At 66.9% G+C, this 15,703-nt stretch carries 16 protein-coding genes; 9 read left to right on the top strand and 7 right to left on the bottom strand.

Going from position 1 to position 15,703, the window contains the following annotated elements:
- Nucleotides 1-39: 39 nt before the first annotated feature.
- On the top strand, nt 40-855 hold the full coding sequence (locus OSB52_RS11445; RefSeq protein WP_266061728.1) for an NUDIX hydrolase: 816 nt from the start codon (nt 40-42) through the stop codon (nt 853-855).
- A gap of 21 nt (nt 856-876) precedes the next feature.
- Here OSB52_RS11445 and ligD read toward each other — a convergent pair whose 3' ends face one another.
- A complete protein-coding gene (gene ligD, locus OSB52_RS11440) occupies nt 877-1,860 on the bottom strand; it encodes a non-homologous end-joining DNA ligase (protein WP_235722508.1) in 984 nt (327 codons plus the stop codon).
- Nucleotides 1,861-1,917: 57 nt separating this feature from the next.
- Here ligD and OSB52_RS11435 point away from each other — a divergent pair, with 57 nt between their 5' ends.
- Together OSB52_RS11435 and OSB52_RS11430 are read left to right on the top strand one after the other, a co-directional pair.
- Entirely contained in the window at nt 1,918-2,706 is a 789-nt protein-coding gene (locus tag OSB52_RS11435) for an enoyl-CoA hydratase/isomerase family protein (protein WP_266061726.1), read from the top strand.
- Between the two features lie 40 nt (nt 2,707-2,746).
- On the top strand, nt 2,747-3,724 hold the full coding sequence (locus OSB52_RS11430; protein ID WP_235722511.1) for a class I SAM-dependent methyltransferase: 978 nt from the start codon (nt 2,747-2,749) through the stop codon (nt 3,722-3,724).
- 69 nt (nt 3,725-3,793) lie between these two features.
- On the opposite strand, the gene OSB52_RS11425 is transcribed toward OSB52_RS11430, so the two are convergent.
- Nucleotides 3,794-4,153, bottom strand: coding sequence for a hypothetical protein (locus OSB52_RS11425; protein ID WP_266061724.1), 360 nt, complete (start codon nt 4,151-4,153; stop codon nt 3,794-3,796).
- 68 nt (nt 4,154-4,221) lie between these two features.
- Between OSB52_RS11425 and OSB52_RS11420 the strand changes: the two genes are divergently transcribed.
- Nucleotides 4,222-5,445: a THUMP-like domain-containing protein gene (locus tag OSB52_RS11420; protein ID WP_266061722.1), complete on the top strand. Its 1,224-nt coding sequence runs from the start codon at nt 4,222-4,224 to the stop codon at nt 5,443-5,445.
- Between the two features lie 44 nt (nt 5,446-5,489).
- Here OSB52_RS11420 and OSB52_RS11415 read toward each other — a convergent pair whose 3' ends face one another.
- On the bottom strand, nt 5,490-6,845 hold the full coding sequence (locus tag OSB52_RS11415; protein WP_235722516.1) for an outer membrane protein assembly factor BamB family protein: 1,356 nt from the start codon (nt 6,843-6,845) through the stop codon (nt 5,490-5,492).
- Nucleotides 6,846-6,942: 97 nt separating this feature from the next.
- Here OSB52_RS11415 and OSB52_RS11410 point away from each other — a divergent pair, with 97 nt between their 5' ends.
- Nucleotides 6,943-7,689 carry an acyltransferase gene (locus tag OSB52_RS11410; RefSeq protein WP_235722518.1) on the top strand — a complete coding sequence of 249 codons (747 nt, stop codon included), beginning with the start codon at nt 6,943-6,945 and terminating at the stop codon, nt 7,687-7,689.
- A gap of 17 nt (nt 7,690-7,706) precedes the next feature.
- On the opposite strand, the gene OSB52_RS11405 is transcribed toward OSB52_RS11410, so the two are convergent.
- The 4 genes from OSB52_RS11405 to OSB52_RS11390 are packed head-to-tail and all read right to left on the bottom strand — an operon-like array spanning nt 7,707 to nt 12,062.
- Entirely contained in the window at nt 7,707-8,372 is a 666-nt protein-coding gene (locus tag OSB52_RS11405) for an AIM24 family protein (RefSeq protein WP_235722520.1), read from the bottom strand.
- Between the two features lie 9 nt (nt 8,373-8,381).
- Nucleotides 8,382-9,683 carry a glycosyltransferase family 4 protein gene (locus OSB52_RS11400; RefSeq protein WP_266061720.1) on the bottom strand — a complete coding sequence of 434 codons (1,302 nt, stop codon included), beginning with the start codon at nt 9,681-9,683 and terminating at the stop codon, nt 8,382-8,384.
- Nucleotides 9,684-9,702: 19 nt separating this feature from the next.
- Nucleotides 9,703-11,277: a 1,4-alpha-glucan branching protein domain-containing protein gene (locus OSB52_RS11395; protein ID WP_266061819.1), complete on the bottom strand. Its 1,575-nt coding sequence runs from the start codon at nt 11,275-11,277 to the stop codon at nt 9,703-9,705.
- A gap of 17 nt (nt 11,278-11,294) precedes the next feature.
- Nucleotides 11,295-12,062 (bottom strand): class I SAM-dependent methyltransferase, encoded by a 768-nt coding sequence (locus OSB52_RS11390; protein WP_266061718.1) that lies wholly within the window; start codon nt 12,060-12,062, stop codon nt 11,295-11,297.
- A gap of 198 nt (nt 12,063-12,260) precedes the next feature.
- On the opposite strand from OSB52_RS11390, the gene OSB52_RS11385 reads away from it, so the two are divergent.
- The 4 genes from OSB52_RS11385 (at nt 12,261) to OSB52_RS11370 (ending at nt 15,699) form a co-directional block, all read left to right on the top strand.
- Entirely contained in the window at nt 12,261-13,046 is a 786-nt protein-coding gene (locus OSB52_RS11385; RefSeq protein ID WP_266061717.1) for an electron transfer flavoprotein subunit beta/FixA family protein, read from the top strand.
- A gap of 58 nt (nt 13,047-13,104) precedes the next feature.
- Nucleotides 13,105-14,061: an electron transfer flavoprotein subunit alpha/FixB family protein gene (locus tag OSB52_RS11380; RefSeq protein WP_266061716.1), complete on the top strand. Its 957-nt coding sequence runs from the start codon at nt 13,105-13,107 to the stop codon at nt 14,059-14,061.
- Nucleotides 14,062-14,239: 178 nt separating this feature from the next.
- Nucleotides 14,240-15,121 carry a lysophospholipid acyltransferase family protein gene (locus OSB52_RS11375; protein WP_266061714.1) on the top strand — a complete coding sequence of 294 codons (882 nt, stop codon included), beginning with the start codon at nt 14,240-14,242 and terminating at the stop codon, nt 15,119-15,121.
- 92 nt (nt 15,122-15,213) lie between these two features.
- A complete protein-coding gene (locus OSB52_RS11370; RefSeq protein ID WP_235722530.1) occupies nt 15,214-15,699 on the top strand; it encodes a DUF4334 domain-containing protein in 486 nt (161 codons plus the stop codon).
- Nucleotides 15,700-15,703: the final 4 nt, after the last annotated feature.

Here is a 15,703-nt window from a genome sequence, read left to right as displayed (position 1 = left end):
AATCGGACCACCGATTACGTCAGACAGGAGACGACCATCATGAGTTCATCGCAGCCGACCGAACCCGCCCCGCTGCGAGACGCCGCCACGGTGGTCCTCGTACGAGACACCGCCGACGGGCCTGAGGTCTTCCTCCAGCGTCGAGTGCAGCAGATGGCCTTCGCCGGCGGCGTCACGGTTTTTCCCGGTGGGGGCGTCGACCCGCGCGACGCCGAAGCGGATATCGACTGGACGGGGCCCGGCGCCGACTGGTGGGCCCACGCGTTCCACACCGACGAACAGACCGCGCAATCTTTGGTGTGCGCGGCGGTCCGCGAAACGTTCGAGGAGTGTGGTGTCCTGCTGGCGTCCCGGCCCGACGGCTCGTTTCCCGATCCGGACAGCTTCGGCGCCGAACGGACCGGCCTCGTGGACAAGTCGTTGTCGTTCGCGCAGTTCCTCCGCGATGCCGGACTCAGTCTGCGGGCCGACCTGCTGCGCCCGCTGGCGCACTGGATCACCCCGATCATCGAGAAACGTCGATATGACACGCGGTTCTTCATCGCCGCACTGCCGTCGGGGCAGACCGCCGACGACAAGACCACCGAGGCCGAGGTGGCCGGGTGGGCCACCCCGCGCGCTGCGCTCGACCTCTGGGTCGCCGACAAGCACGTTCTGTTGCCGCCGACCTGGGCGCAGCTGACCCATCTCAGTGAGTTCGGCTCGGTGACCGAGATCCTCGCCGCCGAGCGCGAGGTGGCGGCCATCGAACCGTCGGTGGAGCCGGGTGCGGGTCTTGCCGGCCTCAAGTTCGACGGCTCGGAGCGCTATTTCGCCGTCGCTGCCGAGCGGAAGGTACCCGGACTGAGTCGGTGACGGGTTATCGCGTCCGCGCGATCACCGATCCATATCGATGACGTCGGGCTCATCGGTTCCGACGCCGATGTCGTCGCGGTCGGCCCATTCCAGCAGCGTGTCGAGGCGGTGGGCGACGTCGTCGATCTCGGCGTGCAGGTCGCCGATCTCGACGAACCGGTCCGGCATCGTCGCGATGGTGAAGTCGTCCGGAGCGATGTCATCGATCTCGTCCCACCTGATCGGTGCGGACACCGTGCCGCGCGGGTTGCCGCGCACCGAGTAAGCCGAGGCCATCGTGTGATCGCGGGTGTTCTGGTTGTAGTCGACGAACACCGCGGTCGGGTCGCGATCCTTGCGCCACCAGGTGGTGGTGACGTCGTCGGGTGCGCGTCGCTCGATCTCGCGGGCGAACGCCAGGGCGGCCCGGCGTACGTCGGCGAAGCCCCACTCTGGTTCGATTCGTACATAAATATGCAGGCCACGGCCGCCCGAGGTCTTGGGGAAGCCGCGCATCCCGAGTTCGTCGAGCACTTCTTCGACGACGTGGGCGACCCGCTGGATGCGAGAGAACGGGCAATCGGGCATGGGATCGAGGTCGATCCGCCACTCGTCGGGGGACTCGGGATCGTCGCGTCGGGAGTTCCAGGGATGGAACTCGACGGTGGACATCTGCACCGCCCAGATCACACTGCCCAACTCGGTGACACATAGTTCGTCGGCGGTACGGCCGAACCGCGGAAACCAGAGTTCGACCGTCTCGAGCCAGTCGGGCGCACCGGCCGGAATGCGCTTCTGGTGTACCTTCTTGCCGTCGACCCCTTGGGGAAATCGGTGCAACATGCATGGTCGTTCGCGTAGCGCGCGGACGATGCCGTCGCCGACTGCCAGGTAATACTCGGCGAGGTCACGCTTGGTTTCGCCACGCTCGGCGAAATACACGCGCTCCGGACTGGACAGCCGGATGATCCGGTCACCGACCGGCAGTTCGATCGGTTCACCGGCATCGTTCGAGGCCTTGGCCATGGACCAACTGTATGGCCTCCGCTCCCGGTCGCGACGGACGAACGGTAGCCTTCGACCATGGCTGAGTTCGTCACACTCGAGACATCCGACGATCATCCCGGAGTCGGCACCATCCGGTTGAACCGTCCGCCCATGAACGCGCTGAACCGGCAGGTACAGAACGAACTCGCGGCTGCTGCCGACGAGGCGACAGTGCGCGACGACATCAAGGCCGTCGTCATCTACGGCGGGCCGAAGGTCCTCGCCGCTGGTGCCGACATCAAAGAGATGAACGAGATGACCTACGCCCAGATGAGCAAGGTGGCCGGCCGCCTGCAGTCGGCGCTGGGTGCCATCTCGGAGATCCCCAAACCGACGGTCGCGGCCATCACCGGCTACGCACTCGGCGGTGGGCTCGAGGTGGCACTCGGCGCCGACCGGCGCATTGCCGGCGACAACGCCAAGCTCGGCGTGCCGGAGATCCTGCTGGGTGTGATCCCCGGTGGCGGCGGAACCCAGCGGCTGGCGCGGCTGATCGGTCCGGCCAAGGCCAAGGACATGATCTTCACCGGGCGTTTCGTCGCCGCGGATGAGGCGCTGGAGATGGGGCTCGTCGACGAGGTCGTGGCACCCGACGACGTCTACGACACCGCACTCGCCTGGGCGGGACAGTTCGCCAACGCGGCAGCCATCGCACTCGCCGCCGGCAAGAAGGCCGTGGACCAGGGACTCGGAGTGGATCTCACCACGGGTTTGAAGATCGAGGAGCAATTGTTCGCGGCGCTGTTCGCGACCGAGGACCGCGCGATCGGCATGGCGTCGTTTGTTGAGAACGGCCCCGGCAAGGCGGCATTCACCGGCAAGTGAGCTCCTTTCGCCCCCGCCCCACCATCAGGAGAACCCACACATGACCACCGACGTGACCCCGGGGACCGACCCCGAACCCAACCCGCACGCCACTGAGGAGCAGGTGCGCGCCGCCCTGGCCGACACCAAGCTCGCGCAAGTGCTTTACCACGACTGGGAGGCCGAGACCTACGACGACAAGTGGTCGATCTCCTACGACGAGCGCTGCATCGACTATGCGCGCGGCCGATTCGACGCAGTCGCCGCAGATCAACCACTGCCGTATGAGCGGGCCATGGAACTCGGTTGCGGCACCGGTTTCTTCCTGCTGAACCTGATGCAGTCGGGGGTCGCCACGAAGGGATCGGTCACCGACCTGTCGCCGGGCATGGTGAAGGTCGCCCTGCGCAACGCGGAGAACCTCGGGCTCGACGTCGACGGCCGAGTGGCCGATGCCGAGCGAATCCCGTATGACGACAACACCTTCGATCTCGTCGTCGGCCATGCCGTGCTGCATCACATCCCGGATGTCGAACAGGCCTTGCGGGAGGTACTGCGGGTGCTGAAGCCCGGTGGGCGTTTCGTGTTCGCCGGCGAACCCACCACCATCGGTGACTTCTACGCACGCTGGATGAGTCGCGCCACCTGGGCAGCGGCGACCAACGTGACGAAACTGGGGCCGCTGAAGTCGTGGCGCCGACCGCAGGAGGAACTCGACGAGTCGTCGCGAGCGGCCGCGTTGGAGGCCGTCGTCGATATCCACACTTTCGATCCGGCCGATCTCGAACGGATGGCACGCAGCGCAGGCGCGACCCAGGTCGACACCGCCACCGAGGAGCTCGCCGCCGCGATGCTCGGTTGGCCGGTACGCACCTTCGAGGCGGCCGTCCCGCCCGGCAAGCTCGGCTGGGGCTGGGCGATGTTTGCCTTCAACGGGTGGAAGCGACTGTCCTGGCTGGACGAGAAGGTCCTCCGGAAAGTGGTGCCGCCCAAGTTCTTCTACAACGCGATCGTCACCGGTATCAAGCCGGGTGGTTGACCATCGGTCGGGTACCGCGCAGAACGTTCCCCACACCTGCGGCAGGTGTGGGGAACGTCTCGCGTGGTGTCAGTTGTCGACGGGATTGAGGGTCGACGACGCAACCGGGACTCCGAGCACCGTGTTGATGGCACGGTAACCGTCCCGGGTCTTGATCAGGACGAGGCGGCTGACCGGTGGTATCTCCGCGTATCCACCGGTCGGCGTGTGGGTGAGAGCCAGGGGTGTCCCGGCCGGGCCGATGAGCTCGTCGCCGACGACCCGATAGATCTGACACGGTCCCGGCTCCACCGAACTGCCGTAGCGGGTCTGCACACAGAATTCGTAGGTGCCGTCCTCGACCTGTGCGTGTGCGGGTCCGGAGCCGGCGGCGAGTGCAGTCCCGGCTACGGCGGCGGCGAGAGAGGATACGGCTACTGAGCGTCTCATGGCACGGATCTTTCCTTAGGCTAACCTAACTCGTCAACTCGTCGGTTCCTCGGGAAAGATGGTGGTCGATGGGATACCGATTCACGGACGATGATGTGTCGTTCCTGCGGTCGCGTCACGGCGCCGAGGCTCTCGCGAGTGCGTCTGCGCTGGAGCTGTCTGCGTCGTCGATGCTGCGTGACGTCGCCGACCTCCGTGCGCGATTCGCGCCGCGCGACGGCGCCATCGTCGAAACCGTGTTGTGTCGTCGGCGGGGGAAGGCGAAACTACGTGTCGCCGAACGGATGTTGTTCACGGAGGACGCAGTGCAGCAGGCGACCGCCTCTCCGGTCGCGGCGCACCGCGCGACGGAGATCGCGGCACGCCATCCCGGTGCAGTGGTACACGACGTCACCTGCTCGATCGGCGCGGAAATGATGGAACTTGCTGCACAACGACAGATCTCGGGTGTCATCGGCAGCGATCTCGACCACACACGTCTCGCGATGGCGCAGCACAACACGGGCCTCGACGGTCCGCCGGCCACCCTACTCGTCGCCGACGCGCTCTCGCCGACCTCGACCGCCGATGTCATCGTCGCCGATCCGGGCCGGCGCTCGGGCGCCGGACGGGTGTTCCGGCTCGACCAGCTCACGCCGCCGCTGCTCGACGTGTTGACAACGTATTCGGGGCGTCCCCTTGCGGTGAAATGTGCTCCGGGACTTGACTACCAGACGTTGCGGGACCTGTACGGCTTCGACGGGCAGGTGCAGCTCTCGTCGCTCGACGGCGCAGTCCGTGAGGCATGTCTGTGGACCGACCGTGACGGTGAGCCGCGCCGCCGTGCCACCGTGATGCGCACCGAGCCGGATGGTTCCGTGCAGTCCTACGAGGTCACCGACGCCGATGCCGACGACATCGGCGGCGGCGAGGTGGGGGAGTGGATCATCGATCCCGACGGTGCCATTGTGCGTGCCGGTCTGGTGCGTCATTACGCTCGGCGCCACGGTCTGTGGCAGCTCGATCCGCAGATCGCGTACCTGACCGGGACCCGAGTCCCGTCGGGTGAACGTGGTTTCCGCGTCCTCGAGGCGTGCGGCGTGGCGGACAAGGAGTTGCGACGTCGCCTTGCCGCCTACGACTGTGGCACCCTCGAGATCCTCGTTCGCGGACTCGACGTGAACCCCGACGAGCTACGAAAACGGCTCAAACTCAAGGGTGCACGCGCGCTGGCCATTATTCTCACGAGGGTAGGGCGTCGTGGTGTCGCCTACCTGTGTGAACCGGGCGTGCGAACACCTGGCCTCATCTAGGCTGCCACGCCAGAGCGGCCCGCCACGCCACTGTGTGCCCGGCCTCACCGGCTTTCGATCGATGCCTTGCTGTCGAAGAAGTAGACCTTGCCGATATTGGTCGCGGTGGCGATCTGGCCCCACGGCGATACCGCGACTCCGGTGGCGAATCCGACGGATTCGGGCAGGGGCAGCGTGCGCATGGTGGTGCCGTCCGCTGCGGAGACCTCGGTGAGCGACAACGAGTCCTTGCCCTCGTCGCGCACCACCGTCCATGCGGTGTCCTGGTCGGTCAGCGTGGACAGGCTGACCACAGCGAGATCGTCGCGCTGCCACACCTGTTCAGCGTGATCACCGGCATCGCGCAGCAGGGTCAACGGTGCGCCGAGAACGCCCGTGGGGATGATGAGCCCGTCGGGTGACACGCTCATCGTCGCGAAGCCGTAACCGCCGTTGTCGTACGTCCACCGGGTGGCGCCCGACGCCGCGTCGATGGCCACGATCCGGCCGAGGCGACTGAACGCGTACACGGTCGAACCGTCTGCCGACAGCGTCGGCGCCCCGATCACACCGCCCGGCACATCGGCATGCCAGATCTCGCGCATCGTGCGCCCACCGTCCTCGGTGGCGTAGCTCATCGCGCGGATCTGCGAGGCGATGGCACCCTGCGGCCAGAAGTTCACGAAGAAGCGTTCATTGGCGGTGTCCACCGCCGGGGGTGCGGGGATGGCGCAGCGCGGTCCGTTGGTGACGCATTCGCCGAACCCGAAGGTCGGGTCGTCGGGGTTCATGTCCGTACGCAACCGGACCTCCGGCGCGGTGAAGTCGCTGGTCTGCGAATTCAGCAGCAGGAGTTGACCTTGGGTGGTCGCCACCAGAACCTCGCCGGGAGCGGCGAACTTCGCCGACAGCGGCACCCCGATCATCGGCATCCGCCAGCGGATCGCGCCACCGGCGCTGAACGCCAGGAACATCGACTCCTCACCGACGTACGGTTGATCGAACTGGTCGACGAGCAACGAGTTCACCTCGGTGCCCGTCCGCATTCTCTTGCAGAAGTTCTTGCGGCCGTTGCGCGGATCGAGGATCAGCAGGTTGCAGCCGTTCGCGGTGCTCGATGTGACACCCACGTTGCCGTTGCCGGAGATGGTGAGCGGTGCGGTCACCGGGCCGCCGGTGGGGCGCGTCCAGCTCAGTTCGAGATCTTCGGGCACCGCGGGATAGGCGAAGTTGGAGTTGGCGGCGTTGCCGCCATAGCTCGACCATCCCGCGCTCGCCACCGAGCGGATGTCGATGTGGCCGTCCGAACACGAGGTCACCAGCACCGCCACCACACTCGCCAGGATCGTCGCGACGATCATTGGCGTGCGGCGTGCGTTCTCGGTGCGAGCACCCTCACCCACCGGGGCTGCTGCAGCCATCGGCGCTCCTGTTCTGGTCGCGGTTGCCCCGTCGGTCGACGTGCCAGTCTCAGAGCCTAACGTGGGCCCGAACGGTTCTCGATTAGGGTTTGTCGACATGACCACGATGTGGAATGCCTCCTACCGCTCGCGCCTGCGGGCAGGGCGCCGGCGTGATCCGGCGCAGGCCCGTTTCCTCACCCTCGACTCGTTGCGCTGGGTGAAGCGCAATCGTGCCTACACCCCGTGGTACCTGGTTCGTTACTACCGGCTGGCGCGATTTCGGCTCGCGAACCCCCACGTGGTGCTGCGGGGCATGGTGTTTCTCGGACGCAACGTGGAGATCCATGCGACCCCGGAGATGTCACGGCTGGAGATCGGCCGCTGGGTCCATATCGGGGATGGCAATTCGATCCGTTGTCATGAGGGCAGCCTGCGCATCGGCGACAAGACCGTCTTCGGCTGCAACAACGTGGTGAATTCGTACCTCGACCTCGAGATCGGCGGGTCCACCCTGATCGCCGACTGGTGCTACATCTGCGACTTCGACCACAAGATGGACGACATCACGTTGCCCATCAAGGATCAGGGCATCGTCAAGGGGCCGGTGCGCATCGGCCCGGACACCTGGGTCGCGGCGAAGGTGTCGGTGCTGCGCAACACGATCGTGGGCCGGGGATGTGTACTCGGCTCACATGCGGTGGTGCGTGGGGTGATCCCGGACTATTCGATCGCCGTCGGCGCCCCGGCACGGGTCGTGAAGAATCGTCAGGACGATTGGGCGCAGTCAGCGCAGCAGCGGGCCGAACTCGAGCGGGCATTGGCCGACATCGAACGCAAGAAGGCGCAAACACACGATTCGTGAGCCCGATGCCCCCGGGATCAGTGAGCTCCGGGTGCCACACCTTCACTCGGTTGGACGACGACGAAGCCAGGTCCGTGGAACGCCAGCTGAAACGATTCCCCCGAGCCGCGACCGATCAGCGAACCGAGCTTGAAGTCGTTCTTCAGTCCCGGGGACAGGGTGCTCGACCAGCACACCGCCGCCTGCGGGTCGACAAAGGTGGGCTGAACCGAGCAGTCGAGGATCATCGGCGGTCCATCGCTGGCGATTCCGACGGTGCCGTGGCCGCCGAGAGTCAGGTTGAACAACCCGCCGGCGAGCATGCCGGCGTTTCCGATCGAGGTGATCTTCCAGTCGAGAGACGCGTCGAAGGCGAGCAGACTCGACGTGTTGATGGTGAGGGAGTCGCCCTCGAGGTCGATGGTGAACACAGTGCTGTTGGATCGGGCGAAGAAGACCTCGCCCTGCCCGCGCACCCGCATCAGTTGCCCACCCTCGTTGGTGACCGCCTTCTTCAGGAAGTTCGACATCGACCCCGAGCCTTCGTGGGCGAAGTCGAACTGACCTTGATAGGCCACCATCGCACCCTTGGCGGCCAATGCCTCCGGGCCGAAGCCGAGTCGCAACATCTTGTCCGACTGCAAGGTCCAGCGCTGCGCGCTCTGCTTCTCCTGATTGACCTGATCGAAGATGGGACTGCGCACGATGACTCCTCAGCTGTCGGGTGCGGTGTCGGCGCTCACTGTCGGTTGTGCAGGATCACGCTCGGGCAACGGTCGTTGCGGGATGTGTGGTCTACCGACCGGATGACGAACGCGTCGTTTGGCGGCGAGATACACCCCGGCGGTCCGTTCGGCCACCTCCGCCCAGGAGAACTCGACGGTGAGTCGTTCCCGTGCACGGCGAGCGCGTACGGCTGCCGCGGCCGGGTCCGCGAGACCCGCCCGCACGGCAGCGGAGAGCCCGGCGATGTCACCGGGTGCGAAGGTGAGCCCGGTGGTGGGATCCGACACCGCCTCACCCAGGCCGCCCGCCGACGACACGATCAGCGGGATACCGGTGGCCGCTGCCTCCAGAGCCACGATGCCGAACGGCTCATATCGACTCGGCAACACGATGGCGGCACATCGGTGCATCAGATCCACGAGTCCGTCGTGGTCGACGGCGCCGAGGAAACGGACCGACTTGGCGACCCGGTGGCGTCGGGCCTCGTCGACCAGCCAGTCCAGCTGAGTGCCGGTGCCGGCAACGGTCAGGGTGGTGCCGGGGTGGGTGCGCCGGATGCGGGGCATCGCGGCGATGAGATCCTGCACCCCCTTCTCGTACTCGAGGCGGCCCGCGAACAACAGCTCGGGCGGTCCGGATACCGGTGGCCGCGGGGCGAACGGCCAGGTGCGGATGTCGATGCCGTTGTGGATCACCGACACATCAGCGATGTCCGGACCGAAGAGGCGACCGACCTCGTCGCGCATCGACGTCGAACAGGTGATCAGCGAATCCGATTCGTGCGCAAGCCACCACTCCACCGAATGCACCTGCCGATTGGTTGGCCCGCTCACCCAGCCGCTGTGCCGGCCGGCCTCGGTGGCATGGATCGTGGACACCAGGGGGACGTCGAAGAACTCGGCCAGGGCCACAGCCGGGTGGGCGACGAGCCAGTCATGAGCGTGCACCACATCGGGTACCCACGGTGATGCGCCGGTCGGATCTCGGCGTCCGCCGAACGCGGTCATGCCGGCTCGGATCAGCGCATGTCCCATCGCCAGGGTCCAGGCCATCATGTCCTGGCCGAAATCGAACTCCGGCGGATCCTCCGCGGCGGCGATCACCCGAACGCCGTCGGTCCGGGTGTCGGTGGTGGGGTGGCTGACCGCGTCGGTGCCCGTGGGGCGCCGCGTCAACACCACCACATCGTGGCCGGCGAGTGCGAGTTCGGTGGTCAGCTGATGCACATGCCGACCGAGGCCACCCACCACGACCGGTGGGTACTCCCACGAGACGATCAGCACCCTCATCTGGCATCCCCCATCGCGCTCACGCGCCCGAGCCACCCGGCGGCGTGGCGGTGTACAGTCGCCGCGCGTCCAGCCCGGCGAACAGATTGTCGGCCCGAGACCAGTTGCGGGCGAGTCGCTCGGCGAGGTCGACCCGGCCGCGGAGTGCGGCGTCGCAGATCTCCCGGGTTGCGTGCGCATGTTTGTGCGCCCGTTCCACAGCGTAATGCGCAGCCGTGTCCTTGGAGACCATGAACGGCCAGTCCGATGACACCGTGAGCAGCGTCTCCCGCACGATCTGATCGGCGACGCGGTTGCGTCCGCCCCGATACCCGGCGCCCGCGCCGAGGGCCACCGGCTCGATCAGCTTGTCCACCGCCGCCAACGCGGTCTCGGTGACCTCGGCGTTGAGCGCCACCAGGTGGTCGACCTGGGGACCGTTCCAGACGCGCCAATCCTTGCCCGATCCCCACGACGATGCGGCCAGATCCACGGGGGCACCCACGAGACCGTTCCGTCGCGCGGAGTCGAGGGTGCCGACCCGGATGCCGGCCTGCGGCAGGCGGTGCAGCACCCGCTCGAGCCAGACCGGACCCTCGTGCCACCAATGTCCGAACAACTCGGTGTCGAACGCGGCCACCACCAGTGCGGGACGGCCCAACCGAGCCGATTCGTCGATGAGCCGACGACGTACGTGGTCGACGAAATCATCGACGTGTCGGTCGATGATCGGGTCCACGCCTGCGGGGTCGTAGGGTTTCTTGTCCTCGGCGGCCACCGTGCGTCCGGTCACCCGGGCCGGTTTGAGGCCGGTCAGGTGGTCGTAGGTATGAAAGTCCCGGTACGCGGCGTGCCCCGGATAGCCCGATCGGGGTGACCACACCCGGTAACTGACGGCCAGGTCCCGGCCGAATGCGACGACGTCGGAGCCGCCGACAGGTCGGCCGAGGGCGGTGTCGCCGCGGAGCGTCGGCCCGTCCACCATGAAGTGTCCGACCCCGGCTGCGGCGTACTCGGTTTCCATTCCGGGGGCGAAGGCGCATTCCGGGGCCCAGATCCCGGCCGGGTCGATGGCCCAGCGTGTGCGCGCGTCGGCCAGCCCCTCGCGTAGCGAGAACTGGCGCAGCCGGCCGTCGAGCAGCGGGGCGAACGGGTGGGCCAGCGGCCCGCCCAGGATCTCCACGACTCCCGCCGATGCCAACGCGCGGATCTGCGGGCTGCCGCCGTGGCGCCAGTGCGTCTCGAAGTCGGTGAGGGCGGCTCGGGAGGCACGGAATTCCCGGGTGCCCAGATCGCGGCGGGTCCGGTCACCATCGGCCGCGGCCGCCGTGGCCCGCAGATGCCAGTCCGCGAGCCACTCGTGCATCGAATTGGTGCACTGCGGGTCGTCGAGCTGCGCGGCCAACACCGGTGTGATGCCCAGTGAGAGTTGGTCGGTGGCACCGGCATCGGCGAGGCGGCGCAGCATCGCGAACAGCGGCAGATACGAACCGGCCCACGATTGGTACAGCCATTCCTCGCCGACCGGCCAGCGGCCGTGGTTGGCCAGCCATGGCAGGTGCGAGTGCAGCACCAGGCAAAACTGTCCCGGAACCGGTTGCGCGGACGAGGTCACGTCGACGGTACTGCGGGTCACGGTCGTACGGCGACAGCGAGGAGGTCGAGACTGGCGTCGATGTCCACCTCAGGTGCCGCCGCATCGCGGATCTCGAAGTCGGTCAGGCGGATTGCGGCCACATCGGCAACGAGCTCGGCAGGCCACTGCTGACCGGCCAGCGCACGGTCGATCTGAGCATCGATCACCGACCCACCCCATTTCGCGTCGAGCGCGCCCAGTTCGGCGCCGTGGTACACCCCGTGCATCGACCCCACGGCGAGTCCGCCCTCGATCAGCAGTTCGCGTAGCTCCGTGGCGTCGAGCTCGCGGGTGTGGAACGGATTGAGCGGGGTATCACGGCCCGGCGAGAAGGTGATGCGATTCGGGGTGGAGATGAGCAGTCGCCCACCCGGTCGCAGGACCCGGCGACACTCGGCGACGAACGCGCCCTGATCCCACAGGTGTTCGATCACTTGGAAATTGATCACCACGTCCACCGAGTCGGCGGGCAGCGGCAGATCGATCAGGTTGCCCTGGTGCACCGTCAGGCCGGGGTAGCGGCGACGGGTGTGGGAGACCGCGGCCTCGTCGTAGTCGACGCAGACCACCGACCGCGCCACCTCGGCGAGCATCGCCGCGCCGTAGCCCTCGCCGGAACCCGCCTCGAGTACATCGGCACCTGCGCAGCGATCGAGGACGTGGGCGTAGGCCACCTCGTGCCGCCGGAACCAGTAATTCTCCTCGGCGATCCCTGGGACGGTCCGCTCGCCGGTCACCGCGAGGGTGTCGTGTGACTCGCTCATCCCCACGACAGTAGTAGGTGGGCATCCCCACTCAACGTTCATGCTTGCCGCGACCGCCGCCGCAGCCGATCGGCCCGCGCGTTATGTGAGGTAGGCGATGTTTTGTGCCAGCCGAGCAGACGCTAAAGTGGGGGAGACCGATAGCAACTTACTGGGCAGTAAGATGTTGAAACCGACGCAGGAGGTCGACGCAGACCCATGACAAACATTGTCGTTCTGATCAAGCAGGTTCCTGATACGTGGTCCGAGCGCAAGCTGACCGATGGGGATTTCACCCTGGACCGTGAGGCCGCCGACGCCGTACTCGACGAGATCAACGAGCGCGCGGTCGAGGAGGCCCTGAAGATCAAGGAAGCCGACGGCGGCGAGGTCACCGTGCTGACCGCCGGCCCTGAGCGCGCCACCGAGGCCATCCGCAAGGCGCTGTCGATGGGTGCCGACAAGGCGATCCACATCAAGGACGATCAGATGCACGGCTCCGACGCCGTCCAGACCGCTTATGTGCTGGCCCGTGCGCTCGGCACGGTCGAGGGTGTCGAGCTGGTCATTGCAGGCAACGAGGCCACCGACGGCCGCGTGGGTGCGATCCCGGCGATGATCGCCGAGTACCTGGAGCTCCCGCACCTGACTCATCTGCGCAAGCTCACCGTCGAGGGCGAGACCCTCAAGGGTGAGCGCGAGACCGACGACGGCATCTTCCACATCGAGGCCGATCTCCCGGCCATCGTGAGCGTGAACGAGAAGATCAACGAGCCGCGGTTCCCGTCGTTCAAGGGCATCATGGCCGCGAAGAAGAAGGAAGTTCAGGTCGTCACCCTCGCCGAGATCGATGTCGAGGCCGGCGACGTGGGCCTGGAGAACGCCGGCAGCCAGGTGACCGCCTCCGCTCCGAAACCGCCGAAGACCGCCGGTGAGCGCGTCAGCGACGAGGGCGATGGTGGCACCAAGGTCGCCGAGTACCTGGTGTCGCAGAAGATCATCTAGTCCGCACGGGCCCTGACATCACCAGCGACAACCCAGACATTCAGGAGATAGAAGAAACATGGCTGAAGTACTCGTGCTCGTGGAGCAGGACGCCGAAGGCGCCCTGAAGAAGGTCACCAGCGAACTCATCACCGCCGCCCGTGCGCTCGGCACCCCGTCGGCCGTCGTGGTCGGCAAGCCGGGATCGGCCGACGGTATCGTCGACGGTCTTAAGGAAGCCGGCGCGGAGAAGATCTACGTCGCCGAATCCGACGATGCGGCGGCCTACCTCGTCACCCCGCAGGTCGACGTGCTCGCGTCGGTCGCCGAGCAGGCCTCGCCGGCCGGCGTCCTGGTCGCGGCCACCCCGGACGGCAAGGAGATCGCCGGGCGGCTGGCCGTGCGCTTGGGCTCGGGCGTGCTCGCCGACGTGGTCGACGTCAAGGAGGGTGCGGTGGGTATCCACTCCATCTTCGGTGGCGCATTCACCGTCGACGCCCAGGCCAAGGGCGACGTCCCGGTCTTCTCGGTCCGTCCGGGTGGCGTCGAGGCGGCTCCGCAGGCCGGTGCCGGTGAGCGCGTCGACGTCGAGGTTCCGGCGCAAGAAGACGGCGTCGTGAAGATCACCAAGGTGGAGCCGAACGTCGGTGGCGACCGTCCGGAACTCACCGAGGCCTCGATCGTGGTCTCCGGTGGCCGTGGCGTCGGCAGCGCCGAGAAGTTCTCGGTGATCGAGGAGCTCGCCGATTCCCTCGGTGCCGCCGTCGGCGCATCGCGTGCCGCGGTGGATTCCGGGTACTACCCCGGTCAGTTCCAGGTCGGTCAGACCGGTAAGACGGTGTCGCCGCAGCTCTACGTCGCGCTCGGCATCTCCGGTGCCATCCAGCACCGTGCCGGCATGCAGACCTCGAAGACCATCGTCGCGGTCAACAAGGACGAAGAGGCGCCGATCTTCGAGATCGCCGACTACGGCGTCGTCGGCGATCTGTTCAACGTCGCACCGCAGCTGACCGAAGAGGTCAAGAAGCGCAAGTGAGGTTGATCGGCTCACGAAGCTGAGCCAAGCGAACCCCGGTGGCCCCCGATGTGTCGATACCGACACGTCGGGGGCCACCGTCGTCTACCCGGGGCGAGTGCCGGGTGTTCACCACGCGCGCACCGACACGCAACGTCGATGTGGCGATCAGGTCGTTCGACGTCGGTGTCATCAGGTCATGACCATCACGTCGAGTCCGCCCGCCGAACCGGTCGTCGCATTGCCACCGCTCGATGCGCCTGCGCTCACCGTCGTCGGGTCGAAGCATGCGTGGTACCCCGACAGCGCGTGTGGGGATCGGTGCCGCCAACTCGATCCGGCCGAAGCGGGCGGATATCTGCTCGTCGCGATCCGGCTGACGGGTTTGTTCGCCATGGTCGTGCTGCTCGCCCTGACCGGGCCGCTGGCGGCGGTGTGTCCGCGCCTGGTCCGTCGTCGGTACCTCGTGCGGGCCGCCCGCGCACTGCTGTGGTCGATCGGTGTGTCGGTGCGCGTGGACGACCGCCGCCCGTTCGTGGGTGGCACGCGTGGTCTCATCGTGGCCAATCACACGTCGTTCCTGGACATCTTCGCGCTCGCCGTGATCTGCCCCGCGCACTTCGTGGCGAAATCCGATGTCGCCGCGATGCCGGTGATCTCGGGGATCGCCCGCCGACTCGGCGTCATCACGATCGACCGTGCGGCGCTGCGCCGCCTGCCGGCCACCGTGGCCGAGGCGGTGGAGCGACTCCATCGCGACAGTTCCGTGGCGGTGTTCCCCGAAGGCACGACGTGGTGTGGCCGCGAGGCCGGTCGGTTCCGCCCGGCCTTCTTCCAAGCGGCCATCGACGCCGGTGTGCCGATCATCCCGGTTCATCTGCGTTTCACCGCCCACGACGGCTCGGTCACGGCAGCGGCCAGCCTGATCGGAGACGACTCGCCGTTGGACACGCTGCGCCGGGTGCTGGCCGTGCGCGGTCTCGTCGTGCGGGCCACCGTCCACGAGGCGCAGCTACCCGATGCCGACCGTCGTGCCCTGGCACTGCGCTGCGAGCGGCTGGTCTCCGGGGCCGCAGGTTGAGATGAAATCGTTGATATATCTCATATATGTTGTATCCCGAACGCACGACGACCCGTCGGCGTGGTGATCCAACATCAGGAGGACTGCGAGCAATGACGTCCGCACCGGCCCTGTCCCGCGCTGAGGCGCAGAAGCGATTCGCCGCCCTCGTCGCCGCCACCGGCGTCGTCGACGATGCCGAACTCGACGCAGTTTGGGCGGCACTGGAGACCATGCGCCCCGAAGAGATGTTCGGTGCGTGGAAGGGAGGAGAGTTCACCACCGGCCATCCGGTCAACGGCATGCTCGAGAAGGCCGGCTGGTATGGCAAGACCTTCGTCTCCCGCAGCGATGTCCAGCCGCTGGTGTGCCGTGGTGAGGACGGAAAGCTGTTCTCCGACAAGAAACTCGGCAAAGGCGAAGCGAGTCTCTGGGCCATCGAGTTCCGCGGTGAGGTGACCGCGTCCATGGTCTACGACGGTCAGCCGGTCATCGACCACTTCAAGCGCGTCGACGCCAACACCGTGATGGGCATCATGAACGGCAAGGGTGGTGTCGTCGACGGCCGGCACCTCTACTTCTATCTCGAGCGGGACTGAGCGC

The organism is Gordonia aquimaris (assembly GCF_026262595.1).
Lineage (GTDB): Bacteria > Actinomycetota > Actinomycetes > Mycobacteriales > Mycobacteriaceae > Gordonia > Gordonia tangerina.
Note: the sequence above shows the minus strand (reverse complement) of the source record. Positions and strands in the feature narration are given on the sequence as shown.